Source organism: Streptomyces sp. NPDC055815 (genome assembly GCF_053616475.1).
The window spans coordinates 1-26,177 of sequence record NZ_JBSHDU010000046.1 but is presented as its reverse complement, the minus strand read 5'-3'; the positions used below and the strand labels follow the sequence as shown (position 1 = coordinate 26,177).

The 26,177-nt window shown below is 71.3% G+C and carries 21 protein-coding genes; 13 read left to right on the top strand and 8 right to left on the bottom strand.

The genetic code is table 11. The features are described 5' to 3' along the window. The first annotated feature begins 2 nt into the window (after positions 1-2). From ACWGN5_RS26480 to ACWGN5_RS26440, 9 genes are all read left to right on the top strand, one after another. Entirely contained in the window at positions 3-932 is a 930-nt protein-coding gene (locus tag ACWGN5_RS26480; RefSeq protein ID WP_453519492.1) for a carbohydrate ABC transporter permease, read from the top strand. After that, the gene (locus ACWGN5_RS26475) at positions 932-1,870 is read left to right on the top strand and encodes a carbohydrate ABC transporter permease (protein ID WP_453519490.1); all 939 of its coding nucleotides are present in this window, start codon (positions 932-934) and stop codon (positions 1,868-1,870) included. The genes ACWGN5_RS26480 and ACWGN5_RS26475 overlap by 1 nt, the downstream gene beginning before the upstream one ends. A gap of 163 nt (positions 1,871-2,033) precedes the next feature. Continuing rightward, positions 2,034-3,245, top strand: a complete 1,212-nt coding sequence (locus ACWGN5_RS26470) for an ROK family transcriptional regulator (protein WP_453519488.1) — start codon at positions 2,034-2,036, stop codon at positions 3,243-3,245. A gap of 122 nt (positions 3,246-3,367) precedes the next feature. Then, positions 3,368-4,432 carry a sugar ABC transporter substrate-binding protein gene (locus ACWGN5_RS26465; RefSeq protein ID WP_453519486.1) on the top strand — a complete coding sequence of 355 codons (1,065 nt, stop codon included), beginning with the start codon at positions 3,368-3,370 and terminating at the stop codon, positions 4,430-4,432. A gap of 281 nt (positions 4,433-4,713) precedes the next feature. Further along, complete coding sequence (locus ACWGN5_RS26460) at positions 4,714-5,502, top strand: ATP-binding cassette domain-containing protein (RefSeq protein WP_167352215.1); 789 nt, start codon at positions 4,714-4,716, stop codon at positions 5,500-5,502. Next, entirely contained in the window at positions 5,499-6,797 is a 1,299-nt protein-coding gene (locus ACWGN5_RS26455; protein WP_453519484.1) for a sugar ABC transporter permease, read from the top strand. Before ACWGN5_RS26460 ends, ACWGN5_RS26455 begins: the two co-directional genes overlap by 4 nt. 210 nt (positions 6,798-7,007) lie before the next feature. Then, on the top strand, positions 7,008-8,927 hold the full coding sequence (dxs, locus tag ACWGN5_RS26450) for a 1-deoxy-D-xylulose-5-phosphate synthase (protein ID WP_453519483.1): 1,920 nt from the start codon (positions 7,008-7,010) through the stop codon (positions 8,925-8,927). A gap of 131 nt (positions 8,928-9,058) precedes the next feature. Further along, complete coding sequence (locus tag ACWGN5_RS26445; RefSeq protein ID WP_453519482.1) at positions 9,059-10,573, top strand: amino acid permease; 1,515 nt, start codon at positions 9,059-9,061, stop codon at positions 10,571-10,573. 99 nt (positions 10,574-10,672) lie between these two features. Further along, entirely contained in the window at positions 10,673-11,764 is a 1,092-nt protein-coding gene (locus ACWGN5_RS26440; protein WP_453519480.1) for a hypothetical protein, read from the top strand. A 77-nt stretch (positions 11,765-11,841) separates the two neighbouring features. Here ACWGN5_RS26440 and ACWGN5_RS26435 read toward each other — a convergent pair whose 3' ends face one another. Beyond that, a complete protein-coding gene (locus ACWGN5_RS26435) occupies positions 11,842-13,980 on the bottom strand; it encodes a 3-hydroxyacyl-CoA dehydrogenase NAD-binding domain-containing protein (RefSeq protein WP_453519479.1) in 2,139 nt (712 codons plus the stop codon). Next, positions 13,977-15,191 (bottom strand): thiolase family protein, encoded by a 1,215-nt coding sequence (locus tag ACWGN5_RS26430; protein WP_453519477.1) that lies wholly within the window; start codon positions 15,189-15,191, stop codon positions 13,977-13,979. The genes ACWGN5_RS26435 and ACWGN5_RS26430 overlap by 4 nt, the downstream gene beginning before the upstream one ends. A 296-nt stretch (positions 15,192-15,487) precedes the next feature. On the opposite strand from ACWGN5_RS26430, the gene ACWGN5_RS26425 reads away from it, so the two are divergent. Further along, a complete protein-coding gene (locus ACWGN5_RS26425) occupies positions 15,488-16,606 on the top strand; it encodes an alpha/beta fold hydrolase (protein ID WP_453519474.1) in 1,119 nt (372 codons plus the stop codon). Positions 16,607-16,660: 54 nt separating this feature from the next. On the opposite strand, the gene ACWGN5_RS26420 is transcribed toward ACWGN5_RS26425, so the two are convergent. The 3 genes from ACWGN5_RS26420 to ACWGN5_RS26410 all read right to left on the bottom strand — a co-directional run bounded on the left by ACWGN5_RS26420 (position 16,661) and on the right by ACWGN5_RS26410 (position 19,612). Continuing rightward, complete coding sequence (locus ACWGN5_RS26420; RefSeq protein ID WP_453519472.1) at positions 16,661-17,944, bottom strand: ribonuclease D; 1,284 nt, start codon at positions 17,942-17,944, stop codon at positions 16,661-16,663. A gap of 80 nt (positions 17,945-18,024) precedes the next feature. Next, positions 18,025-18,690 carry a response regulator transcription factor gene (locus ACWGN5_RS26415; protein ID WP_015037008.1) on the bottom strand — a complete coding sequence of 222 codons (666 nt, stop codon included), beginning with the start codon at positions 18,688-18,690 and terminating at the stop codon, positions 18,025-18,027. 229 nt (positions 18,691-18,919) lie between these two features. After that, a complete protein-coding gene (locus tag ACWGN5_RS26410; RefSeq protein WP_453519469.1) occupies positions 18,920-19,612 on the bottom strand; it encodes a DUF3000 domain-containing protein in 693 nt (230 codons plus the stop codon). A 90-nt stretch (positions 19,613-19,702) separates the two neighbouring features. On the opposite strand from ACWGN5_RS26410, the gene hemE reads away from it, so the two are divergent. After that, positions 19,703-20,779 carry a uroporphyrinogen decarboxylase gene (hemE, locus tag ACWGN5_RS26405; RefSeq protein WP_453519467.1) on the top strand — a complete coding sequence of 359 codons (1,077 nt, stop codon included), beginning with the start codon at positions 19,703-19,705 and terminating at the stop codon, positions 20,777-20,779. 43 nt (positions 20,780-20,822) lie between these two features. Here the strand turns inward: hemE and ACWGN5_RS26400 are convergent, their stop codons facing one another. The 3 genes from ACWGN5_RS26400 to ACWGN5_RS26390 form a co-directional block, all read right to left on the bottom strand. Beyond that, entirely contained in the window at positions 20,823-21,263 is a 441-nt protein-coding gene (locus ACWGN5_RS26400) for a hypothetical protein (RefSeq protein ID WP_453519464.1), read from the bottom strand. 66 nt (positions 21,264-21,329) lie between these two features. Continuing rightward, positions 21,330-22,742, bottom strand: coding sequence for an FAD-dependent oxidoreductase (locus tag ACWGN5_RS26395; protein WP_453519462.1), 1,413 nt, complete (start codon positions 22,740-22,742; stop codon positions 21,330-21,332). A gap of 10 nt (positions 22,743-22,752) precedes the next feature. After that, the gene (locus ACWGN5_RS26390; protein WP_453519460.1) at positions 22,753-23,760 is read right to left on the bottom strand and encodes a DUF4349 domain-containing protein; all 1,008 of its coding nucleotides are present in this window, start codon (positions 23,758-23,760) and stop codon (positions 22,753-22,755) included. 139 nt (positions 23,761-23,899) lie between these two features. On the opposite strand from ACWGN5_RS26390, the gene hemG reads away from it, so the two are divergent. Continuing rightward, positions 23,900-25,408, top strand: coding sequence for a protoporphyrinogen oxidase (gene hemG, locus ACWGN5_RS26385; protein WP_453519457.1), 1,509 nt, complete (start codon positions 23,900-23,902; stop codon positions 25,406-25,408). 17 nt (positions 25,409-25,425) lie between these two features. Next, complete coding sequence (gene hemQ, locus ACWGN5_RS26380; RefSeq protein ID WP_041131776.1) at positions 25,426-26,139, top strand: hydrogen peroxide-dependent heme synthase; 714 nt, start codon at positions 25,426-25,428, stop codon at positions 26,137-26,139. Positions 26,140-26,177 lie beyond the last annotated feature (38 nt).

The following is a 26,177-nucleotide window of genomic DNA, read 5'->3' as shown; positions in this document are numbered from 1 at the left end:
GAATGCAACACGGCAAGTACCGTTTCATCGTGGGGTTCCTGGCGGTCCCCCTCGCGCTCTACGCGCTGTTCGTGATCTGGCCGTTCATCCAGGCCATCTACTACTCGTTCACGGACTGGACCGGACTGAGTCCCGAATTCGGCATGGTCGGATTCGACAACTACAGCAGAATGCTGGACGACGAGGTCTTCTGGAAATCGGTCCAGCACAGTCTGACCTTCGCGGTGGTGCTGCCGCTCGTGACCGTGGGGCTCGCGCTTTTCTTCGCCTTCATGCTCAATGTCGGCGGTCGGCGCCGCAAGGGCGCGGCGATCTCGGGTGTGCGCGGTTCCTCGTTCTACAAGATCGTCTATTTCTTCCCGCAGGTGCTGTCGATCGCGATCGTCGCGCTGCTCTTCCAGTTCGCGTACAACCCGAACAGCGGAGCCATCAATTCCGTATTGAAGGGCGTCGGTCTCGGCAGCATTCAGCCGGACTGGCTCGGTGATCCGGACCTCGCCCTCATCTGCGTGATGGTGGTCCTCGTCTGGTCCACGGTCGGATTCTTCGTCGTCCTCTTCTCGGCCGGCATGGCGTCCATTCCGAGGGACTTCTACGAGGCCGCCCTGCTCGACGGCGCCAACCGCTTCACGACCTTCTTCAAGATCACCCTGCCGCTGCTCTGGGACACCGTGCAGTCGGGCTGGATCTACATGGGCATCCTCGCGCTCGGCGCGGAGTCCTTCGCCGTCGTGCAGATCATGACCGTCGGCCCCAACGGCGGCGGGCCGGACTTCTCCACCGTCGTCCTTCCGCTGTACGTGTACCAGAAGGCGTTCCGGGACGGTCAGGCCGCCTACGCAACGACCATCGGTGTCGCGCTCCTCCTCGTCACGCTCGCCTTCGCGGCCGTCGTGATGAAGGTGGGCCGGCGCGAGCGGCTGGAGTTCTGATGAAGACGACCGACACTGCCTCCACGGGCGTCGAGACCCCCGGCTCCCCGGCCGGACCGGGACCCGCGGTCACCAAGACGGCGGCGCCCGCCCCGCGCAGGACCGCCAAGGCCGAGGGCGCGACCCTCAACGTCTTCTCGCACGGCGTCCTGATCATCTGGGCGATCATGGTCGTCATGCCGCTGCTCTGGGCGGTCATGACCTCCTTCAAGAGCGACAAGGCGATCTTCACCTCGCCGTGGGCGCTGCCCGACAGGCTGCACTTCGAGAACTGGTCGCGCGCCTGGACCGAGGCGCACATGAGCGACTACTTCCTGAACACCCTCCTGGTGGTCGGCGGCTCGCTGCTCGGCACGCTCCTCTTCGGCTCGATGGCGGCCTACGTGCTGGCCCGCTTCGACTTCCCGGGCAACCGCTTCATCTACTTCCTCTTCATCGGAGGGATGAGCTTCCCGATCATCCTGGCGCTCGTGCCGCTCTTCTACGTCATGCAGAACATGGCCCTGCTGAACACGCTGCACGGCCTGATCCTGGTCTACATCGCGTACTCGCTGCCGTTCACCGTCTTCTTCCTCACGGCCTTCTTCCGCACCCTGCCGACCTCGGTGGCGGAGGCGGCCTTCGTCGACGGCGCCTCGCACACCCGGACCTTCTTCCAGGTCATGCTGCCGATGGCCAAGCCCGGCCTGATCAGCGTCGGCATCTTCAACTTCCTCGGCCAGTGGAACCAGTACCTGCTGCCGACCGTGCTCAACACCGAGCCGGAGAACAAGGTGCTGTCGCAGGGCCTCGTCCAGCTGGCCGTCAGCCAGGGCTACAAGGGCGACTGGTCCGGCCTCTTCGCCGGCCTCGTGATGGCGATGCTCCCGGTCCTCGCCGCGTACATCATCTTCCAGCGGCAGGTGGTGGCCGGTCTGACCGCCGGCGCCGTGAAGTAACCCCGCCGCAGCACTCCGCAGGGCCCCCGGCGCACCCGCGCCGGGGGCCCCGGCGCGTCGTGTGACGCTCGCCCTCCGACACTCAAGGTCTTGACGGGGACCAAGCCGAAAGAGTCCCCTTAGGGTTCACATGTTGGAGAAAACGGTGGGAGTGAGTGAGTCGATGGAGACTCCGGGGTCGCAGACGTCTCTGCACAGGGCCAATCTCGAACGGGTCGTCCGGGCGGTGCGCATGGCCGGCTCGCTCACCCAGGCGGAGATCGCCCGGGCGACGGGCCTCTCCGCCGCCACGGTCTCCAACATCGTGCGGGAGTTGAAGGAGGGCGGCACCGTCGAGGTGACGCCCACCTCCGCGGGCGGCCGCCGCGCCCGCAGCGTCTCGCTCTCCGGCGACGCCGGCATCGTGATCGGCGTGGACTTCGGCCACACCCACCTCCGGGTCGCCGTCGGCAACCTGGCCCACCAGGTCCTCGCCGAGGAGGCCGAGCCGCTCGACGTGGACGCCTCCGCGGCGGAGGGCTTCGACCGGGCGGAGCGGCTGGTCAAGCGGCTGATCCGGGCCACCGGCATCGGCTACGACAAGGTGATCGGCGTCGGCCTCGGCGTGCCGGGACCGATCGACGTCTCCTCCGGGACGCTCGGCTCGACCTCGATCCTGCCGGGCTGGAGCGGCATCAACCCGGCCGAGGAGCTCTCGGGCCGGCTCGGCGTCCCCGTGCACGTCGACAACGACGCCAACCTGGGCGCGCTCGGCGAGCTCGTCTGGGGCAGCGGCCGGGGCGTCAAGGACCTGGCGTACATCAAGGTGGCCAGCGGCGTCGGCGCCGGACTCGTCATCGACGGCCGGGTCTACCGGGGGCCCGGCGGCACCGCCGGGGAGATCGGGCACATCACCCTGGACGAGTCGGGGCCGGTCTGCCGCTGCGGCAACCGCGGCTGCCTGGAGACCTTCACCGCCGCGCGGTACGTGCTGCCGCTGCTCCAGCCCAGCCACGGCCCCGATCTGACCATGGAGCGGGTCGTCCAGCTGGCCCGGGAGGGCGACCCCGGCTGCCGCCGGGTGATCGCCGACGTCGGACGGCACATCGGCAGCGGCATCGCCAACCTCTGCAACCTCCTGAACCCCAGTCGGGTGGTGCTCGGCGGCGACCTCGCCGAGGCCGGGGAGCTGGTCCTGGCGCCCATCAGGGACTCCGTCTCGCGGTACGCGATCCCCAGCGCCGCCCGGCAGCTCTCGCTGGCCCAGGGGGCCCTCGGCGGGCGCGCCGAGGTGCTGGGCGCCCTCGCCCTCGTGCTGAGCGAAATGGGCGATTCGACCCTGTTGGAGAGTGCGCTGCCGACGGCCGCTCCGGCCTCCCGGCTTGCCTTCACTTAGATAACGAACACCGTCGTTGTCATCTCGTTAATAATTTACTTCTTGACGTCAACGTTTCGGCCGAGTTGACTTCGTGCCACCTCGGCCGCAACGTCGCGGCCTCGTCAGGGAGGCAACCCCACATGAACGCAGTGACGCGTCGCGCCGTCATAGCCACGGCCGCGGTCTCGATGGCCCTCTCGCTCGCCGCCTGCGGCAAGGCCGGCGGCGGCGACAGCGGCGACAAGGGCAGCTCGACCAAGATCGGCCTGCTCCTGCCGGAGAACAAGACCTCGCGCTACGAGGCCCTGGACAAGCCCCAGTTCGAGAAGGCCGTCAAGGCCGCCTGTTCCGACTGCGAGATCGTGTACAACAACGCGGTCTCCGACGTCGTGAAGCAGAAGCAGCAGTTCGACCAGCTGATCGCCGACGGCGTCAAGGTCATCGCGCTCGACCCGGTCGACGCCGCCAAGGCCGAGAGCTGGGTCAAGGACGCCAAGGCGAAGGGCGTGAAGGTCGTCGCGTACGACCGTGCCGTCCCCGGTGCCGACGCCTACGTCAGCCACGACAACAACAAGGTCGGCGAGCTCCAGGGCCAGGCCCTGCTGACCGCGCTCGGCGCGAAGGCCGCCACCGCCAACGTCGTGATGATCAACGGCGACGAGAAGGACCCGAACGCCGCGCTGTTCAAGAAGGGCGCCCACAGCGCCCTCGACGGCAAGGTCGGCAAGATCGCCTACGAGGCCTCCGGCGAGTGGGACCCGAAGGTCGCGGGCGAGAAGATGTCCGCCGCGATCTCCTCGGTCGGCAAGGACAAGATCGGCGCCGTCTACTCCGCGAACGACGGCATGGCCGGCGGCATCATCACCTCCCTCGAGAACGCCGGCGTCAAGGACATCCCGGTGGGTGGCCAGGACGCCGAGGTCGCGGGCGTCCAGCGCATCATCGCCGGCACCCAGACCTTCACCATCTACAAGTCGCCGCTCCAGCTGGCCCCCGAGGCCGCCAAGTTCGCGGTGAACCTGCTCAAGGGCAAGGACCTCGGCGCCCAGGGCGCGACCGACGGCGTGCCCTCCACGCTCTTCGCCCCGGTCGTGGTCGACAAGACCAACATCCAGTCCACGGTCGTCAAGGACGGCATCTACAAGGCCGCCGACCTCTGCACCGCGGACCTCGCCGCCAAGTGCACCGAGCTGGGCATCAAGTAACCCCGGCTCCACCCCGTCGGGCCCCGAAGGGCCCGGCGGCACGGATCCCGCACGTCCGGCGCCCCTCCGGGAGAGCGCCGCACGGCCCCGCGTACAGAGGGTGAAGACCCTCGGTAACAAGGCCGGTGCCTGACGCGCGGATCCGTCCCCCAGCCCGTCCGGCCCCCGGCCGACCCAGACCCCGCTGTCGTTCCGGGGGCCGGACGAGCCCAGCCCCCCTCGAAGTCTTCGGCGCCGCACGACGGCGCGACATGCCGTCGCCCCCTCGGGCGGCGAAGGAGTTGGTTCACGTGTCCCAGACGCCCGTGCTGGCGTTGCGCGGGATCTTCAAGCGATTCGGAGCGGTTCAGGTCCTCTCCGGTGTCGATCTCGAAGTCCACGCAGGAGAGGTCGTCGCGCTCGTCGGCGACAACGGAGCGGGAAAGTCCACGCTGGTCAAGACGATCGCCGGCGTGCACCCCATCGACGAGGGCGTCATCGAGTGGGAGGGCGAGCGCGTCGAGATCCAGCGGCCGCACGACTCCCAGAACCTCGGTGTCGCGACCGTCTACCAGGACCTCGCGCTCTGCGACAACCTCGACGTCGTCGCCAACCTGTTCCTCGGCCGCGAGATCAAGAAGGGCGGCGTCCTCGACGAGGTCGCCATGGAGAAGCGGGCCAAGGACCTGCTCTCCACGCTCTCGATCCGCATCCCCAGCGTCCGCATCCCCGTCGCCGCCCTCTCCGGCGGCCAGCGGCAGGTCGTGGCCATCGCCCGCGCCCTGGTCGGCAACCCCAAGATCGTGATCCTCGACGAGCCCACCGCCGCGCTCGGCGTCGAGCAGACCGCACAGGTCCTCGACCTCGTCGAGCGGCTGCGCGAGCAGGGCCTCGGCGTCATCCTCATCAGCCACAACATGGCCGACGTGAAGGCCGTCGCCGACACCGTGGCCGTGCTCCGCCTGGGCCGCAACAACGGCACCTTCCCGGTGGCCACCACCACGCACGAAGAGATCATCGCCGCCATCACCGGTGCCACGGACAACGCCGTGACCCGCCGCCAGGCCCGCAACGCGGAGGTAGCGAAGTGAGCACCACCCCCAGCACCTCCGAGGACACCGTGCCCGAGCCCCGCACCGGCGAGGAGGCCGCCCCGGCCGCCGCCGCCGTACCCGCCGTCGACCCCCGCCTCCTCGTCCGCGAGCAGGGCTTCAAGGGGTACGTCGACGAGTTCAAGCGCAAGATCCGCTCGGGCGAGATCGGCTCGCTGCCCGTCGTGGTCGGCCTGATCGTCATCGGCATCGTCTTCCAGGCCCTCACCGGCAACTTCATCACCTCGTACAACCTCGACCAGATCACGCTGTACGCGGTCGGCCCCGGCATCATGGCCGTCGGCATCGTCTTCGTCCTGCTGCTCGGCGAGATCGACCTCGCCGTCGGCTCCGTGGCGGGCCTCGCCGGCTCGGTCTGGGGCGTCCTCGGCACCGACATGCCCGACGGGCTCGCCATCCTCCTCGGCATCCTGTCCGGCACCCTGATCGGCGCCTTCCACGGCATGGTCTTCGCCAAGATCGGCGTGCCCGCCTTCGTCGTCACCCTCGCCGGCTTCCTCGGCTGGGCCGGTCTGCAGACCTGGGTGATGGGCGACCGGTCGACCATCCCCACCCCGATCGGCAGCTTCGTCGAGGACCTCACCAAGTACTACTTCTCCGACGTCGCCGCCGCGTACGGCCTCGCCGTGGCCGTCATCGCCGGCTTCTACCTCGCCCAGCTGCGCGACTCCCGCCGCCGCAAGGCCGCCGAGCTGCCGCACCGCCCGCAGAGCGAGATCATCCTGCGCACCGCCGTCCTCGCGGTCCTGGTCCTCGTCGCCGCGTACGGCTTCAACCAGGAGAAGGGCCTGCCGCTCTCCCTGGTCATCTTCCTGGTGATCCTGCTCGCCACCGACTTCGTCCTGCGCCGCACCACCTACGGCCGCCAGGTCTTCGCGGTCGGCGGCGGCATCGAGGCCGCCCGCCGCGCCGGCATCAGCGTGGACTGGATCCGGATCTCGGTCTTCATGATCTCCGGCACGCTGGGCGCCGTCGGCGGTCTCTTCCTCGCCTCCGCGACGGGCGGCGCCGACCGCTCCCTCGGCGGCGGCAACCAGCTGATGATGTGCATCGCCGCCGCGGTCATCGGCGGAACGTCCCTGTTCGGCGGACGCGGCAAGGTCTGGTCGGCGCTCCTCGGCATCCTGGTCATCCAGTCGATCGTCCAGGGCCTCAACCAGATGAACCTGTCCTCGAACGCGATCCAGTACATGATCACCGGAGCCGTTCTGCTCATCGCCGTGATCATCGACTCGGTCTCCCGCCGCACGCAGAAGACGGCGGGCCGCGCGTAACACCCGTCACAGCAGCCCGGCACCGGGAAACCGGTGCCGGGCACTGCTGCGTCCGGAGCAGTACACGCGCGCGTACAGAGCCGTACAGATCAGCGGCTTGTCGGCCGTGCGGGTGACGCCTCACCCCCCGGCCCGATGCCCACGATCCAAGACGGAACATTAGACTCGACAAATCGGCAAGCTCGACCAGCTCAAAGCAAGGAGGAACGGGTGGCTCTGCTGACCCGTATCAGGGGACCGCGAGATCTGGACCGGCTCTCCCCGGAACAGCTGGACCAGCTGGCCGACGAGATCAGGACGTTCCTCGTGGACGCCGTCTCCAAGACCGGCGGGCACCTCGGCCCCAACCTCGGTGTGGTCGAGCTGACCATCGCCCTGCACCGGGTGTTCGACTCCCCGAAGGACAAGGTCCTCTGGGACACCGGCCACCAGAGCTACGTCCACAAGCTCCTCACCGGGCGCCAGGACTTCTCGAAGCTCAAGATGAAGGGCGGCCTCTCCGGCTACCCCTCGCAGGCCGAGTCCGAGCACGACGTCATCGAGAACTCGCACGCCTCCACCGTCCTCGGCTGGGCCGACGGCCTGGCCAAGGCGAACGAGGTCCTGAAGAAGGACGACCACGTCGTCGCCGTCATCGGCGACGGCGCGCTCACCGGCGGCATGGCCTGGGAGGCGCTGAACAACATCGCCGCCGCCAAGGACCGTCCGCTCGTCATCGTCGTCAACGACAACGAGCGCTCCTACGCGCCCACCATCGGCGGCCTCGCCAACCACCTGGCCACCCTGCGCACCACCGACGGCTACGAGCGCTTCCTCGCCCGCGGCAAGGACATCCTGGAGCGCACCCCGGTCGTCGGGAAGCCGCTGTACGAGACCCTGCACGGCGCCAAGAAGGGCCTCAAGGACTTCATCGCCCCCCAGGGCATGTTCGAGGACCTCGGCCTCAAGTACGTCGGCCCCATCGACGGCCACGACATCGAGGCCCTGGAGTCGGCCCTCACCCGCGCCAAGCGCTTCGGCGGCCCCGTGATCGTCCACTGCCTCACCGAGAAGGGCCGCGGCTACCAGCCCGCCCTCCAGGACGAGGCCGACCGCTTCCACGCCGTCGGCAAGATCCACCCCGACACCGGCCTGCCCATCGCCTCCTCCGGAGCCGACTGGACCAGCGTCTTCGGCGAGGAGATGGTCGCGCTCGGCAAGGAGCGCGAGGACATCGTCGCCATCACCGCGGCCATGCTCCAGCCCGTCGGTCTCGACAAGTTCGCCAAGGCCTTCCCCGAGCGGGTCTTCGACGTCGGCATCGCCGAGCAGCACGCCGCGGTCTCCGCCGCCGGCCTCGCCACCGGTGGTCTGCACCCGGTCTTCGCCGTGTACGCGACCTTCCTCAACCGCGCCTTCGACCAGGTCCTGATGGACGTGGCCCTGCACAAGTGCGGCGTCACCTTCGTCCTGGACCGGGCCGGTGTCACCGGCACCGACGGCGCCTCGCACAACGGCATGTGGGACATGTCGATCCTCCAGGTCGTGCCCGGCCTGCGGCTCGCCGCCCCGCGCGACGCCGACCAGGTCCGCGCCCAGCTCCGCGAGGCCGTCGAGGTCACCGACGCCCCCACCGTGGTCCGCTTCTCCAAGGGCGCGGTCGGCCCGGCCGTCCCGGCCCTGCGCCGCGTCGGCGGCATGGACGTGCTCCGCGAGCCCGGTGCGGACCGTCCGGACGTCCTCCTGGTCTCCGTGGGCGCCCTCGCTCCCATGTGCCTGGAGATCGCCGACCTCCTCGACCGCCAGGGCATCTCCACCACGGTCGTCGACCCCCGCTGGGTCAAGCCCGTCGACGAGGCCCTCGCCCCGCTCGCCGAGCAGCACCGTGTGGTCGTCACCGTCGAGGACAACAGCCGCGTCGGCGGTGTCGGCTCGGCCGTCGCCCAGGCGCTGCGCGACGCCGGCGTCGACGTACCGCTGCGTGACTTCGGCATTCCGCCGCGCTTCCTCGACCACGCCTCCCGCGGCGAGGTCCTGGCCGAGATCGGTCTGACCGCCCCGGACATCGCCCGCCAGGTCACCGGACTCGTGTCGCGGCTCGACGGGCGGTTCGAGAGCAGCAGCCAGGCCGTGGAGCCCGCCCGCGACTGACGGGCTCCCCGCCCCGAGACGTCACACGGCGTCACCTTTGGGCCGGTCGGCTCACTCTTCGGAGTGCCGACCGGCCCTTTCGCGTGCATTCTGGCCAGTGGGCGGGCAGCCCCAAGGCAGGGAGGTGCGACGTGAGTACGGACCAGCAGCCACGCGCCAATACCGGATTGTTCCGGACGAAAACGGTCGAACAGTCGATCCGTGACACGGAGGAGCCGGAGCACGCGCTCCGGAAATCCCTGTCGGCCTGGGATCTGACGGTGTTCGGCGTCGGTGTCATCATCGGCACCGGCATCTTCGTCCTCACCGGCAAGGTCGCCAAGGAGAACGCCGGGCCGGCCACCGCCCTCGCGTTCGTCGCCGCGGGCATCGTCTGCGCCCTGGCCGCCCTGTGCTACGCCGAGTTCGCCTCGACGGTGCCGGTGGCGGGATCGGCGTACACCTTCGCGTACGCCTCGATCGGCGAGCTGCCGGCGTGGATCATCGGCTGGGACCTGGTCCTGGAGTTCGCCCTGGGCACGGCGGTGGTGGCCGTCGGCTGGTCCGGATACGTCAGATCCCTGATGGACAACATCGACTGGCACCTGCCGGCCGCGCTCGAAGGCCCGGACGCCGCGGGCGGCACCTTCGACATCCTGGCCTTCCTGCTGGTCCTCGTGCTGACGGTGGTCCTCGTCCTCGGCATGAAGCTCTCCGCCCGGATCACCGCGGTCGTCGTCGCGATCAAGGTGACCGTCGTGATGATCGTGATCGTCGCGGGCCTGTTCTTCATCGTCGGCGACAACTACAAGCCCTTCATCCCGCCGGCCGTCACCCCGCCGGGTGGTACCTCCGGCTGGGACTCGCCGATGGTCCAGCTGATCTTCGGCTACGAGCCGACGAACTTCGGCGTCATGGGCATCTTCACCGCCGCCTCGGTCGTGTTCTTCGCCTTCATCGGCTTCGACGTGGTCGCCACGGCGGCCGAGGAGACCAAGCTGCCGCAGCGGGACATGCCCCGGGGCATCCTCGGCTCGCTGCTCATCTGCACCGTGCTGTACGTGGCGGTGGCCCTCGTCGTCACCGGCATGCAGAAGTACACCCAGCTGTCCACCAGCGCCCCGCTCGCCGACGCCTTCAAGGCGGCGGGACACCCCTGGTACGCGGGCGTGATCAGCTTCGGCGCCGCCGTCGGCCTCACCACGGTCTGTCTGATCCTGCTCCTCGGCCAGACCCGCGTCTTCTTCGCGATGAGCCGCGACGGTCTGCTGCCGCGCTTCTTCTCGGTCACGCACCCCCGGTTCAAGACCCCGTACCGGCCGACCATCCTGCTCGGTGTGATCATCGCCATCGTCGCCGGCTTCACCAGCATCAACGAGCTGGCGACCCTGGTGAACATCGGCACCCTCTTCGCCTTCGTCATGGTCGCCATCGGCGTCATCATCCTCCGCCGCACCCGCCCCGACCTGCACCGCGCCTTCCGCACCCCCTGGGTGCCGGTGCTGCCGATCCTCTCCGTCGCCGCCTCGGTCTGGCTCATGCTGAACCTGCCCGGCGAGACCTGGTTCCGCTTCGCCGTCTGGATGGTGATCGGCTTCGTCGTGTACTTCCTGTACGGGCGCGGTCACAGCCGGCTCGGCAAGCAGGGCCGGGACGCCATGTACTGATCGGCCGAGGCCGTAGGCGCGCGGGAGCCCGTCCGGGAGGGCGACTACAGTCGGCTCGTACCCGAACTGCTCCCGACGACCGGAGTGCTGGATCCCCCCATGGCGAATCGATCCCAGGCCACCGACGACCGTTCCCACGGCCCCGCCGCCCCCGTGCTCCAGGGCGGCTGGCTGACCAGAGGGGAGGAGGGCCGGTTCAGCGCCTACCTGCCCCGGGACGGCGAGGTGGTGCGCTGGACCGAGGAGCCCGGAGGCGGCTGGAGCGGCCCCGTGTCCCTCGGCGGTGACGGTCTGACGCCGTTCCTCGCCGTCGGCCAGGGCGCCGACCGGTACGTCCACCTCGTCGGCGTGCGGCCGACGGGCGGGGACGAGGGGCACGTCGAGCTGGTGCACGCCGTCCAGTTCCAGACGGGTCGTCCCGCGGCCGCCTGGCGGTCCATCGGGCACTCGAACGGCAAGTCCCCCTGGACGGGCCACCCGGCGGTCGCCGTGGACGCCCTGGGCCGCGTCTACGTCTTCGTACGGAACGGGGGCGGCGGCCTCAGCGTGCGGGCGCAGAAGGACGCGGGCGGCTGGCACCCCTGGTGGGACCTGCTCGGCTCCAAGACCGACCCCTCGCCGGTCGCCGTCACCAACGGCTCCGGGTTCGTCGAGCTGTACAGCTCGCACGCCAAGGGACTCGTCCGCTACGTCCAGCGCGAGTCCGGCGCCAAGCCGATCCGCGAGGAGCTGCTGCCCGCCTCGGTGGCCATGGGCACCCTCGCGGCCGTCACCGGCCCCTCCGGGCACGTCACGCTCTTCTACCTCGACCAGGAGGGCCAGGTCATGGCCTGGTCGCCGGAGCGCGGGCTCGCGCCGACGCCGCTGGGCAAGGCCGTCGGCACCGGACGCCTCTCCGTCACCCGCTGTCTCGTCGACGGCGTCGACCGCACGGTCCTCGCCCAGCGGTCCGAGGACGGCCGGCTCGCCCTCGCCGACCACCCCAGCGAGCAGGAGGCCGAGCAGGGGGCGGAGAGCCTCAGCTGGTCGGAGACCGGCGAGCGGCAGGGCGATCTGGCCGCCGTCCTCGCGCAGGGCCTCGACGGCCGTCTGGTCGCGATGACCGTGGCCGACGGCCGCACCCCCGTCATCGCCCGTCAGAAGGCCGGGGCCGAGGGCCTGCTGCTCGAAGGGTGGCGCTCCATAGGGTGACGCCGCCCCCCCGAGACGGGAAACGGCCCCGGCACCTGTGCGAGGTGCCGGGGCCGTCGTCTTGACGCGTCCGGGAGTTAGGCCGGGACGCTCGCCACGCCCTGGGCCAGGAAACGCTTGCCGTTGACGCGCTCGGAGACGCCCTCACGGTCCAGGTACGGCGTGATGCCGCCCAGGTGGAAGGGCCAGCCCGCGCCCGTGATCAGGCAGAGGTCGATGTCCTGCGCCTCGGCGACGACACCCTCCTCCAGCATCAGGCCGATCTCCTGCGCCACCGCGTCGAGGACGCGGTCGCGGACCTGCTCCTCCGTCAGGACGACGTCGCCCTGCTTCAGGAGCGCGGCGACCTCGGGGTCGAGCTCCGGCTTGAAGCCGTTCTCCGGCTTGTAGACGTAGAAGCCGCGCTTGCCGGCCTCGACGACCGCCTTCAGGTTGGGGGAGACCGTGAAGCGCTCGGGGAAGGAGCGGTTCAGCGTCTCGGAGACGTGCAGCCCGATGGCCGGGCCGACGAGCTCCAGGAGCACCAGCGGCGACATCGGCAGGCCGAGCGGCTCGACGCCCTTCTCGGCGACGGCGACCGGGGTGCCCTCGTCGATGACGTTCTGGATCTCGCCCATGAAGCGGGTCAGGATGCGGTTCACGACGAACGCCGGGGCGTCCTTGGTGAGGACCGCGGTCTTCTTCAGCTTCTTGGCGACGCCGAAGGCGGTGGCCAGGGAGGCGTCGTCGGTCTTCTCGCCGCGGACGATCTCCAGGAGCGGGAGGATCGCGACCGGGTTGAAGAAGTGGAAGCCGACCACGCGCTCCGGGTGCTGGAGCTTGGAGGCCATCTCGGAGACCGACAGCGAGGAGGTGTTGGTGGCGAGGATCGCGTGCGCCGGGGCGACCGCCTCGACCTCCGCGAACACCTTCTGCTTGACGGACATCTCCTCGAACACGGCCTCGATGATGAAGTCCGCGTCCGCGAAGCCCTCGGCCTTGTCGAGGACACCGGAGACCAGGCCCTTGAGACGGTTGGCCTTGTCCTGGTTGATGCGGCCCTTGCCGAGCAGCTTCTCGATCTCGCCGTGGACGTAGCCCACGCCCTTGTCGACGCGCTCCTGGTCGATGTCGGTCAGGACGACCGGCACCTCGAGGCGGCGCAGGAAGAGCAGGGCCAGCTGGGAGGCCATCAGACCGGCGCCGACGACACCGACCTTGGTGACCGGGCGGGCCAGGGACTTGTCCGGGGCACCGGCCGGGCGCTTGCCGCGCTTCTGCACCAGGTTGAAGGCGTAGATGCCGGAGCGCAGCTCGCCGCCCATGATCAGGTCCGCGAGGGCCTGGTCCTCGGCGTCGAAGCCCTTCTGCAGGTCGCCGTCCTTGGCGGCCTCGATGATGTCGAGGGCGCGGTAGGCGGCCGGGGCGGCGCCGTGCACCTTGGAGTCGGCGATGGCGCGGCCCTTGGCGACGGCCTGGTCCCAGGCCTCGCCGCGGTCGACCTCGGGACGCTCGACGGCGACGGAGCCGTTGAGGACACCGGCGGTCCAGATGAGCGACTGCTCCAGGAAGTCGGCGCCCTCGAAGATCGCGTCGGCGATGCCGAGCTCGAAGACCTGCTTGCCCTTGAGCTGGCGGTTCTGGTTCAGCGAGTTCTCGATGATGACCGAGACGGCCTTCTCGGCGCCGATCAGGTTCGGCAGGATGGCGCAGCCGCCCCAGCCGGGCACCAGGCCGAGGAAGACCTCGGGCAGCGAGAAGGCCGGGAGGGCCTTCGACACGGTGCGGTAGGAGCAGTGCAGACCGACCTCGACGCCGCCGCCCATGGCCGCGCCGTTGTAGTACGCGAAGGTCGGCACGGCGAGCGCGGACAGGCGCTTGAAGACGTCGTGGCCGCCCTTGCCGATGGCGAGCGCCTCGTCGTGCTTCTTGAGCAGCTCGACGCCCTTGAGGTCGGCGCCGACGGCGAAGATGAACGGCTTGCCGGTGATGCCGACGCCGACGATGTCACCGTTCGCGGCCTCGGCCTCGACCTGGTCGATCGCCGCGTTCAGGTTGGCGAGGGACTGCGGGCCGAAGGTGGTCGGCTTGGTGTGGTCGAAGCCGTTGTCCAGCGTGATCAGCGCGAACTTGCCGGCGTTGGCCGGGAGTTCGAAGTGCCGGACGTGGGCCGAGGTGACGACCTCGTCCGGGAAGAGCTCGGCGGCGCCCTTCAGAAGCTCGGCGGTGGTGCTCACTTGCCCTCCCAGTGGGGGTTCTCCCAGATGACCGTCGCGCCCATGCCGAAGCCGACGCACATGGTGTTGAGGCCGTAACGGACCTGCGGGTTCTCCTCGAACTGGCGGGCCAGCTGCGTCATCAGACGGACGCCGGAGGAGGCGAGCGGGTGACCGTAGGCGATCGCGCCGCCGTACTGGTTCACGCGGGCGTCGTCGTCGGCGATGCCGTAGTGCTCCAGGAACGCGAGGACCTGAACGGCGAAGGCCTCGTTGATCTCGAAGAGCTGGATGTCGTCGATCGTCAGGCCGGCCTTGGCCAGGGCCTTCTCGGTCGCCGGGATCGGGCCGTAGCCCATGACCTCGGGCTCGACACCGGCGAAGGCGTACGAGACGAGGCGCATCTTGACCGGGAGGTCGTTCTCCCGGGCGAAGTCCTCGGAGGCGATGATCGAGGCGGTGGCGCCGTCGTTGAGGCCGGCCGCGTTGCCCGCGGTGACGTTGCCGTGGACGCGGAACGGCGTCTTCAGGTTGGCCAGCGACTCCAGGGTGGTGCCCGGGCGCATCGGCTCGTCGGCGGTGACCAGGCCCCAGCCGGTCTCGCCGCCCGCCGGGTCGGTGCGGCGCACCGAGATCGGCACCAGGTCCTGCTGGATCTTGCCGTCGGCGTACGCCTTGGCGGCCTTCTCCTGCGAGCGCACGGCGTACTCGTCGGCGCGCTGCTTGGTGATGCTCGGGTAGCGGTCGTGCAGGTTCTCGGCGGTCATGCCCATGAACAGGGCGGACTCGTCGACCAGCTTCTCGCTGACGAAGCGCGGGTTCGGGTCGACGCCCTCGCCCATGGGGTGGCGGCCCATGTGCTCGACGCCACCGGCGATGACGGCGTCGTACGCGCCGAAGGCGATCGAACCGGCGACGGAGGTGACGGCGGTCAGCGCACCGGCGCACATGCGGTCGATGGAGTAGCCCGGCACCGACTGCGGCAGCCCGGCCAGGATGCCCGCCGTGCGGCCGAGGGTCAGACCCTGGTCACCGATCTGCGTGGTCGCGGCGATGGCGACCTCGTCGATCTTCGCGGGGTCGAGGCCCGGGTTGCGGCGCAGCAGCTCCCGGATGGCCTTCACGACGAGGTCGTCGGCGCGGGTCTCGTGGTAGATGCCCTTCGGGCCCGCCTTGCCGAACGGGGTGCGGACGCCGTCGACGAAGACGACGTCCCTGACGGTACGAGGCACGATGGCTCTCCTCCAGGGTGCGGGATGGCACTGCTGCTGCGGCCCACGCCTAAGCGTGCGCTTGCTCCCCCATGCTACTTGTGGGTAACCAAGCTGCCCAGTCCTTGGGGGCCAAGCGGTGAAGGTCACACTCCGTCCACGGCGCGCGCCCCCTCCGTGCGCCCCTCCGTTGGGACGGTCCGGCAACCCGATGGGCCCAGGACGGCCGCTGTGCCGTGGCGACCCCTTCCCGGCGGACGGAGCCTGGCCGGGCCGGGGCACGAGGCCCCGGCGACCGGCCCGCAGAAGGGATCCCCATGTCGATCGTCACCACCGACCACGAGGTCACCCATAAATCCACCGTCCCGGCGAACAAGGACGAGACCGTCAAGCTCTTCGTACGGGAGCGCAACGGCACGCCCCCGGGACAGCCGCGCAAGCCCGTCCTGATGCTCCACGGCCGGAGCATCCCGGTGCTCGCGGGCTTCGACCTCCAGTACAAGTCGTACAGCTGGGCCGAGGAGCTGGCGAAGGCCGGCTACGACGTCTTCCTGATGGACCTCCAGGGCTCGGGACTCTCGCCGCGCCCCAAGATGGACGACCCCCACAACGTCAACCCCGCCCAGCAGCACCTGCTGACCCCGAGGCCGCCCGGATTCGTGCCGGGCCCGCCGAGCTACCCGTTCCAGCTGACCAACTCGTACAGCGACCGGGACGAGCTGAACACCGTCGTGAAGTTCGTCCTGAACCTGTGCGGGACGGCGAAGCTCTCCTTCATCGGCTGGTCCGCCGCCGCCTTCCACATGGGGCCGTACGCGATCAACAACCCCGACAAGGTCGAGAGCCTGTTCCTGCTGGCCCCGGTCTTCCCGCCCAACGGCACCTCCACCCCGCCGTCCCCGCTGCCCCAGCCGGGCTTCCCGATGTTCATCGGGGGGAAGACCGGGTTCGTCAGGGCCCTGGACAACGAGACGCACTGCGTGGACCAGCGTGAACCCAACATCACCGACGTGGCCTGGGACGCGGTCATGAAGTGCGACCCGATCGGCAGCGCCTGGGGGCCGCCCACCGGGTTCAACAGGATCAGGAACTTCGTCCGGTGGGGATGGAACAAGACCACCGCGGGTCAGGGCGGAGTGCTCGGCGGAACCGTGCCGGTGCTCATCGTGTACGGGGACAGCGACGTCCAGGCGAACACCTCACCGCCCAGCCCCGACCCGGAACTCAACTTCTCGGTCCCCGAGCTCTACGACGCCATCCAGGGCCCCCACAAGCTCATGGTCAAGCTGGCCTGCGCGGGGCACTCGGTGGTGTGGGAGAACCAGCACAAGAACCTGCACCACCTCTCGAAGCACTGGCTGAAGCAGCTCAAGGTCGACGGCAAGACCAACGGCGTCTTCGACATGGACACCGACGGCAACCTCAGCCCGGCGTAGCGCACGACGGAGCCCCCGGCGCCTCTCCGGGCACCGGGGGCTCTCCCCGTCCGGTCACGCGCTCGCCGACAGCGCCTTCACGAGCAGCGGGGTCACCAGCTCCACCTGCCACGGCCGGGCGCCGTAGCCGGACAGGGCCGCCGAGACCGTCTCCGGGGTCGCCGGGGCCGGCGGCTCCCAGCACACGCGGCGGACGGTGTCCGGGGTGATCAGGTTCTCCTGCGGGAGGTTCAGCTCCTCCGCGAGCGCCGAGACCGCCGTGCGCGCCGCCGCGAGGCGGGCCGCCGCGGCCGGGTCCTTGTCCGCCCAGGCGCGCGGCGGGGGCGGGCCCGCGACCTGCTGGCCCGGCTGGGGCAGCTCGCTCTCCGGGAGGGCCCTGGCCCGGTCCACGGCGGCCTGCCACTGCTCCAGCTGGCGGCGGTTCATCCGGTTGCCGAAGCCGGGCAGCGCGAGGAGCGCGCCCACGTTCACCGGCACCGCGAGCGCCGCCTCCACGATCGCGGCGTCGCTCAGCACCTTGCCGGGGGAGACGTCACGCCGCTGGGCGACCTTGTCACGGGCCGTCCACAGCTCCCGTACGACCGCCATCTGACGCCGGCGGCGCACCTTGTGCATGCCGGAGGTCCGGCGCCACGGGTCCTTGCGCGGCGGGGCCGGCGGTGCCGAGGCGATCGCGTCGAACTCCTGGCGGGCCCACTCCAGCTTCCCCTGCCGGTCGAGCTCCTTCTCCAGGGCGTCCCGCAGGTCGACGAGCAGCTCGACGTCGAGCGCCGCGTACCGCAGCCACGGCTCGGGCAGCGGGCGGGTGGACCAGTCGACGGCGGAGTGGCCCTTCTCCAGGGCGTAGCCGAGGACGGACTCGACCATCGCGCCGAGGCCGACCCGCGGGAAGCCCGCGAGGCGCCCGGCGAGCTCGGTGTCGAAGAGCGAGGTGGGGAGCATGCCTATGTCGCGCAGGCAGGGGAGGTCCTGGGTCGCGGCGTGCAGGATCCACTCGGTGCCCGCGAGCGCCTCGCCGAGCCCCGAGAGGTCGGGGCAGCCGACGGGGTCGATCAGCGCGGTGCCCGCGCCCTCGCGGCGGAGCTGGACGAGATAGGCGCGCTGGCCGTAGCGGTAGCCGGAGGCGCGCTCGGCGTCCACGGCCACGGGTCCGCTTCCGGCGGCGAACGCGGCGATCACCTCGGCGAGGGCGTCCTCGGTCTCGACGACGGGCGGAATCCCCTCGCGGGGCTCCAGCAACGGGATCGGAAGCCCATTCGCAGGGACATCGTCGTCCGGGGGGCCGCCCCCGGTGGTGCGCAGTGCTGTGTCTGCTGCGGTCTCTTGGGCGTCGGTCACGTGTCAAGGGTATCGGTGAACGGCAAGCGCCTGTCGACGGAACGTTCCGTCGACAGGCGCGGGCCCGTGTCCACCGGCCGTCAGTGGATGATCCCCGTCCGCAGGGCGACCGCGACCATGCCGGCGCGGTCCCCGGTGCCCAGCTTGCGGGCGATGCGGGCGAGGTGGCTCTTGACGGTGAGGGCGGAGAGCCCCATGGAGACGCCGATCGCCTTGTTCGACTGGCCCTCCGCGACGAGCCGCAGCACCTCGACCTCACGGCCGGAGAGCTCGCGGTAGCCGCCCGGGTGGCTCGGGGCACCCGGGGGGCGGCGGTGGCCGAGACGGGCCGCCGCGGCGCCGATGGGGGCGGCGCCGGGGCGGGTCGGGTGACCGATGTTGGTCCGGGTTCCGGTGACGACATAGCCCTTCACGCCGCCCGCCAGGGCGTTGCGCACGGCGCCGATGTCGTCGGCGGCCGAGAGGGCGAGGCCGTTGGGCCAGCCCGCCGCGCGGGTCTCGGACAGCAGGGTCAGGCCGCTGCCGTCGGGCAGGTGGACGTCGGCCACGCAGATGTCGCGCGGGTTGCCGACGCGGGGACGGGCCTCCGCGATGGACGAAGCCTCGATCACGTCGCGTACTCCAAGGGCCCACAGGTGGCGGGTCACGGTGGAACGGACGCGCGGATCGGCCACGACGACCATGGCCGTCGGCTTGTTCGGGCGGTAGGCGACCAGGCTTGCGGGCTGCTCGAGGAGAACGGACACCAGGCCTCCTGGGGGGAAGGGTGCGGGACGGAGCCGGCTCGGGGAAGAAGCCGGGGGCGAACCCGTGCTGTGAAGGGGTCACTGACTCCTTCGGCAGCTGGGCCGCCCGCCTTTAGGGAAAGATCACGATTTGGTGAGTAACAATTAGGGCAATTCGGACGCGTGATCGATCATCCTACGAGCGGGCCCCGCCCCGTCACCCCCACGAGGGACCCCCCGGGGAGGTGTCCTAGGCCCCCTGCGGCCCCCGGCGCTGGGGCAGCGAGACGACCCCCGCGCCCGTCACCGTGCCCGCCCCCGGATCCGCCGCCGCGGGCGGCAGCCCCGCGATCTGGCAGAGCAGATCGCACCAGGCCGCCAGGTGTGCCCCCGTGTCCGGCACCCCGCCCCGGCCCTCGTGCGGGGTCCAGGACGCCCGGATCTCGATCTGGGTCGCCGGTCTGCGGTCCGCGAGACCACCGAAATAGTGCGAGCCCGCCATCGTGACGGTCCCGCTCGCCTCCCCGTACGCGAGCCCCCGAGCCTCCATGGCCCCGGTCAGCCAGGACCAGCACACCTCGGGCAGCAGCGGGTCCGCCGCCATCTCCGGCTCCAGCTCCGCCCGGATCAGGGTCACCAGGCGGAACGTGCCCTTCCAGGCCTCGTGCCCGTCCGGATCGTGCAGCAGCACGAGCCGCCCGTCCGCCAGGTCCTCCTCGCCCTCCACGACGGCCGCCTCCACCGCGTACGCGTACGGGGCGAGCCGCTGCGGCGGCCTGGTCGGGTCGATCTCGATCTCGGGCCGCAGCCTCGCCGACCGCAAGGCCTCCACCGCCCGCCGGAACGCGGGCGGAACCGGGTTCGTCTCCTTGCTCTCCGCCGTTTCGTCCGTCCCTCGATCGCCGTCGGAATGATCGGAAAAATGTCCCTGAGCCGCAGCCATGCGGGGAAGAGTAGGCGGAACGGGGCCTCCGTGCAGGGAGGGACACCCGGCCCGGACGAGCGGCTTCACGCCACATGCGAAGATTTGGGCGTGAGTGCCAAGGACAGCCCGCAGGGCCAGCAGACGAAGCAGCAGTCGCGGACGTACGACTCCGCGTTCCTCAAGGCGTGCCGACGCGAGCCGGTGCCGCACACCCCCGTCTGGTTCATGCGACAGGCCGGGCGCTCCCTCCCCGAGTACCTGAAGGTCCGCGAGGGCATCCCCATGCTCGAGTCGTGCATGCGGCCCGAGCTGGTCACCGAGATCACGCTCCAGCCGGTCCGGCGCCACAAGGTCGACGCCGCGATCTACTTCAGCGACATCGTCGTCCCCCTCAAGGCCATCGGCCTCGACCTCGACATCAAGCCCGGCGTCGGCCCGGTCGTCGCCGACCCGATCCGCACCCGCGCCGACCTGGACCGGCTGCGCGACCTCACCCCCGAGGACGTCCACTACGTCACCGAGGCCATCGGGATGCTCACCGAGGAGCTGGGCGACACCCCGCTCATCGGTTTCGCGGGCGCGCCTTTCACCCTCGCGAGCTACCTCGTCGAGGGCGGCCCGTCGCGCAGCCACGAGCGCACCAAGGCGATGATGTACGGCGACCCGCAGCTCTGGGCCGACCTGCTCGACCGCCTCGCCGAGATCACCTCGGCCTTCCTCAAGGTGCAGATCGAGGCGGGCGCCTCGGCCGTGCAGCTCTTCGACTCCTGGGTCGGCGCGCTCGCCCCGGCCGACTACCGCCGCTCGGTGATGCCGGCCTCGACCAAGGTCTTCGACGCGGTCGCCGGCTACGGCGTCCCCCGCATCCACTTCGGTGTCGGTACGGGCGAGCTCCTCGGCCTGATGGGCGAGGCGGGCGCGGACGTCGTCGGTGTCGACTGGCGCGTCCCGCTCGACGAGGCCGCCCGCCGCGTCGGCCCCGGCAAGGCCCTCCAGGGCAACCTGGACCCCGCCGTGCTCTTCGCCTCGCCCGAGGTCGTGGAGGCCAAGGCCGACGAGGTCCTCGCCGCCGCGAAGGACCTGGAGGGGCACGTCTTCAACCTGGGCCACGGCGTCATGCCGTCGATGGACCCGGACGCCCTGACGCGTCTCGTCGAATACGTGCACACGCGGACGGCCGTCTGACGGCCGCCCGCGTGGGGGACGGGGAGTACCGGGACTGCGGGGCTCAGACCTCGCAGTTGACCGGCGGGTTGCCGGAGCTCACCCGGCAGAAGTCGAAGCCGGTGCCGCCGTTGACGGCGCCCGCGTTGGGTCCGACGACGATGTAGTCGCTGTCGTCCCCGCCCAGGATCTGGGCCATCGGTCCGACGGAGCCTTCGACCCGGAGGTAGTCGCGGCCGGTGCCGCCCCTGACGACGGCGCCGCCGCCGACGTTGCCGCCGATGCGGATGTAGTCGCCGCCGCCGAGGCCGTCGACCACGTCACCGGGGGCCAGCGGGCCGCAGGTGATGTAGTCGGCGCCCGCCGTACCGACGACGTTCGAGCTGTTGACGGCGATGCCGTTGACCCGGCACGAGGCCACCGCGTGGGCGGGCGTCGCCGTGAGGGCGACCGGGGCTATGACGAGAGTGGCGGCGCAGAGCGCACGCATCGTGTGTCTGATCATGTGATCAGTGACACATGGTGAGCGCTCGGCCGCAATCCGTCACCTCCGGTCGTTCCGCCGCTCGGGTCATTCCGCCGCCCGAACGGCCGCCACCGCCTTGCGCGCCGCGACGAGCACCGGATCCCACACCGGCGAGAACGGCGGCGCGTACCCCAGGTCGAGCGCCGTCATCCCCTCCACCGTCATCCCCGCCGTGAGCGCCACCGCCGCGATGTCCACCCGCTTCGCCGCGCCCTCCCGGCCCACGATCTGCACCCCGAGCAGCCGGCCCGTGCGCTGCTCGGCCAGCATCTTCACCGTCATCGGCGCCGCCCCCGGGTAGTAGCCCGCGCGGCTCGTCGACTCGACCGTCACCGTCACGTACCGCAGCCCCACCTCCCGGGCGTCCTTCTCCCGCAGGCCCGTCCGCGCGATCTCCAGGTCGCACACCTTCGACACCGCCGTGCCCACCACGCCCGGGAAGGTCGCGTAGCCGCCGCCCACGTTGGAGCCGATGACCTGACCGTGCTTGTTCGCGTGCGTGCCGAGGGGCACGTGCCGCTCCCGGCCCGAGACCAGGTCCAGGACCTCCACGCAGTCACCGCCCGCCCAGATGTTCCCGTGGCCCCTGACCCGCATGGCCAGATCGGTGAGCAGCCCGCCGTACACCCCCAGGGGAAGCCCCGCCGCCCGCGCGAGCGAGGTCTCCGGCACCACACCCGTGCCGAGCACCACCACGTCCGCCGGGTACTCCTCGGCGTCCGTCGCCACCGCCCGCACCCGGCCTCCCCCGAGCTCTCGGCTGCGCTCGAGCAGGGAGGTACCCCCATCGCCCGTGAGGATCTTCGTGACCTGCGCCGAGGCGACCGTCCTGATCCCGAGCCCGTCCATCGCCCGGTGCACGAGCCGCCCCATGTCCGGATCGAGCGTCGCCATCGGCTGCTCGCCCCGCGTCAGGACCGTCACCTCGTAGCCCCGGTTCAGCAGGGCCTCCGCCATCTCCACGCCGATGTACCCGGCGCCGACGACCACCGCCCGCCGGCCCGGCGTGCCGGACAGCGAGTCGAGCAGCGCCTGGCCGTCGTCGAGGGTCTGCACCCCGTGCACCCCGGCCGCGTCGATCCCCGGCATCGGCGGGCGCAGCGGCCGGGCCCCGGTCGCGATCACCAGCTTGTCGAAGCCCGTCCACGCCTCCGTACCCGCCTCCAGGTCCCGTGTGCGGACCCGCTGCCCCGGGACGTCGATCTCCGTCACCTCGGTCCGCGTCCGCAGGTCGATGTCACGGGCCCGGTGCTCCTCGGGGGAGCGCGCGATCAGCTCCCCGCGCGTCGCCACGTCCCCGCCGACCCAGTACGGGATGCCGCAGGCCGAGTACGAGGAGAAGTGCCCGCGCTCGAAGGCGACGATCTCCAGCTCCCCGGGGCCCTTGAGCCTGCGCGCCTGCGACGCGGCGGACATGCCCGCCGCGTCGCCACCGATGACCACCAGTCGTTCGCTCATGGGGGAGACGCTACTTCTCGGGGGCCTCCCGGGGCCGGGGAGTCGCCGGGGACTCGGGGGCCGCCCCGGGGGCCAGGGCAGCTCCGGCGGCGTTGCGCGGGGCGTCCGGCGCCGCCGGGGCCGCGCCCGCCGGGCGGGGGCCGCGGGCCGCGAGGCGCGGCCGGACCAGGCGGCGCCACAGGACGAAGACGACCAGGGCCACCGCGAGCCACGGCGCGAGCGCGGTCAGGACGACGCCGATCCATGCCGCGGCGCCCACCAGCGCGTACCAGCCGCCGCTCAGGGCGTCCGCGAAGCCGGGACGGCCCGCCTCCTTCTCCTCCGCCGACGGCTTCTCGGGTTCGAGGAGCCGCAGGGTGATCGTCGCCATCGTCGTCCGGTCCCTCAGCGAGTCGCGCTGGGCGAGCAGCGCCTCCAGGTCCGCCTGGCGGCGGCTCAGCTCGCCCTCCAGGGTCACCACGTCGGACAGCTTCTCCGCCCGGTCCATCAGCGTCCGCACCCGCGCCACGCTCGCCCGCTGGGTGGCGATCCGGCTCTCCACGTCCACCACCTGGTCGGTGACGTCCTTGGCGGAGGCCTTGCGGTCGAGCAGCTTCCCGGCGCCCGCCAGCTCGGTGAGGACGGAGTCGTACCGCTCCTGCGGCACCCGCAGCACGATCTGCGAGGTGAGCCGGGAGTCGTCGACCCGCTCCGTCGTCTCGTTCTCCACGTGCCCGCCCGCGTCGGTCGCCGCCCGGCGGGCCGCGGCCAGCGCCTTCGCGGCGTCCTTCACCTCGACGGAGAGCTCGGCGGTACGGATGACGTGCTGCTGCGCGGGCACCTTCGCCGCGGGCTTCCCCGCCGCGCCCGGGGCGCTGTCGGCCGCCCCCTCGGCCGCCGTGTCGGCGGGTTTCGCCGCCGCCATGCCGCCGCCCTTGCTGTCCGCGGCCGTGTCGGTGGCGCCGGCGCCGCAGCCGGTCAGGACCAGTGAAGCCGTCAGCAGAACGGCCGCCGCCGTTCTCGTTCTCGCTGCCCGCACGGGTTCCCCCCAGGGATGGTGGTGAGTGATGCCTCTTGGACGTACGGGCCCCTCGTACGGGTTGCCCCCGGGCGGTAGCGATGCGGTCACGGTCCGGCCTCGGAACGGGACCGGGCGGGCGATTTGAGAGAGTGGTGCCATGAACGCGGACACCACGGGACAGCACGCCGGGACGCACGGACACCACGCCGGGCCTCATGTCGTCGTCGCCGGAGGCGGGATCGCCGGACTCGCGGCCGCCCACCGGCTGGCCCTCGCCGGCCACCGGGTGACCCTCCTCGAAGCGGACGCCCGGCTCGGCGGCAAGCTCCTCGCCGGCGAGATCGCGGGCGCGCCCGTCGACCTCGGCGCCGAGTCGCTGCTCGCCCGCCGCCCCGAGGCCGTCGCCCTCGCCCGCGCCGTCGGCCTCGGCGACCGGCTCCAGGCCCCCGCGACGACCACCGCGTCCGTCTGGTCCCGCGGCGAGCTCGTCCCCATGCCCAAGGGCCACGTCATGGGCGTCCCCGGCGACCCCGCCGCCGTCCAGGGCCTCCTCTCCGCCGAGGGCGTGCGCCGCGTCGGCGGAGACCTGGAACTGCCGCCCACCGAGATCGGCGAGGACATCGCCATCGGCGCGTACGTCGCCGCCCGCATGGGCCACGAGGTCGTCGACCGGCTCGTCGAGCCCCTCCTCGGCGGCGTGTACGCCGGTGACGCCCACCGCATCTCGATGAAGGCCGCCGTCCCCGCCCTCTTCGAGGCCGCCCGCGTCCACCCCACGCTCACCGCCGCCGTGCACGCCGTCCAGCGGGCCGGCGCCGCCACCCCCACCGACGCGGCGGGCGCCGCCACCGGCCTCGGCGGCTCCGCCTTCCTCGGCATCCGGGGCGGCATCGGCACCCTCCCCGGCGCGGTCGCCGACGCGATCCGCGCCGCCGGCGGCGAGATCCGCACCGGAACGCCCGTGACCGCCCTCCTCCGCACCGGCGACACCGGCTGGCAGGTCGTGACCCCGGACCGGACCCTCGACGCCGACGCCGTCGTCCTCGCCACCCCCGCCGGCATCACCGCCGGACTCCTCGGCGGCCACGCCCCCGACGCGGCCGCCGAGCTCGCCGCCGTCGACTACGCCTCCATGGCCCTGATCACCCTCGCCTTCCGCCGCACCGACATGCCCGCCCTGGAAGGCACAGGCCTTCCCGCCCTGCCGGGCTCGGGGTTCCTCGTTCCACCCGTCGACGGCCACACCATCAAGGCCTCCACGTTCTCCGCCCAGAAGTGGCAGTGGGTCGCCGACTCCGCCCCCGACCTGTTCGTGCTGCGCACCTCCGTCGGCCGCCACGGCGAGGAGGAGCAGGTCCACCGCGAGGACTCCGACCTCGTCGCCGCCTCCCTCAAGGACCTCGCCGCCGCCACCGGCCTCGCCGCCCGCCCCGTCGCGTCCACGGTCACCCGCTGGACCGGCGGCCTGCCCCAGTACCCCGTGGGCCACCTGGCCCGCGTCGCCCGGGTCCGCGCGGCCGTCGCAGGCCTCCCCGGACTGCGCCTCGCGGGCGCCGCGTACGACGGCGTCGGCATCCCCGCCTGCATCGCCTCCGCCCACCGCGCGGCCGACGAGATCATCGCCACGTCGAAAACGGCCGACCCCGGTGCGGGGCACTCCCTGTGACGGGCGAGAATAGGCGTATGAGTGCGCCCGAAAAGATCCCGAACGCCGGTAAGAAGGCGAAGGACCTCAACGAGGTCATCCGCTACACCCTGTGGTCCGTCTTCAAGCTGCGCGACGTTCTCCCCGAGGACCGCGGCGGTTACGCCGACGAGGTCCAGGAGCTGTTCGACCAGCTCGCGGCCAAGGACATCACGATCCGCGGCACGTACGACCTGTCCGGTCTGCGCGCCGACGCCGACGTCATGATCTGGTGGCACGCCGAGACGAGCGACGAGCTCCAGGAGGCGTACAACCTCTTCCGCCGCACCAAGCTGGGCCGCGCCCTGGAGCCGGTCTGGTCGAACATGGCGCTGCACCGCCCCGCCGAGTTCAACAAGTCGCACATCCCGGCCTTCCTGGCCGACGAGAACCCGCGCGACTACGTCTCGGTGTACCCCTTCGTGCGCTCCTACGACTGGTACCTGCTGCCCGACGAGGACCGCCGCCGCATGCTCGCCGACCACGGCAAGATGGCCCGCGGCTTCCCGGACGTCCGCGCCAACACGGTCGCCTCCTTCTCGCTCGGCGACTACGAGTGGCTCCTCGCCTTCGAGGCCGACGAGCTGCACCGCATCGTCGACCTCATGCGCCACCTGCGCGCCTCCGAGGCGCGGATGCACGTCCGCGAGGAGGTCCCGTTCTTCACCGGCCGCCGCAAGAGCGTCGCCGACCTGGTGGCGGGCCTGGCCTGACGGCCGTACAGAACCTGGTGGCGCGCCCGGCTCCCGGC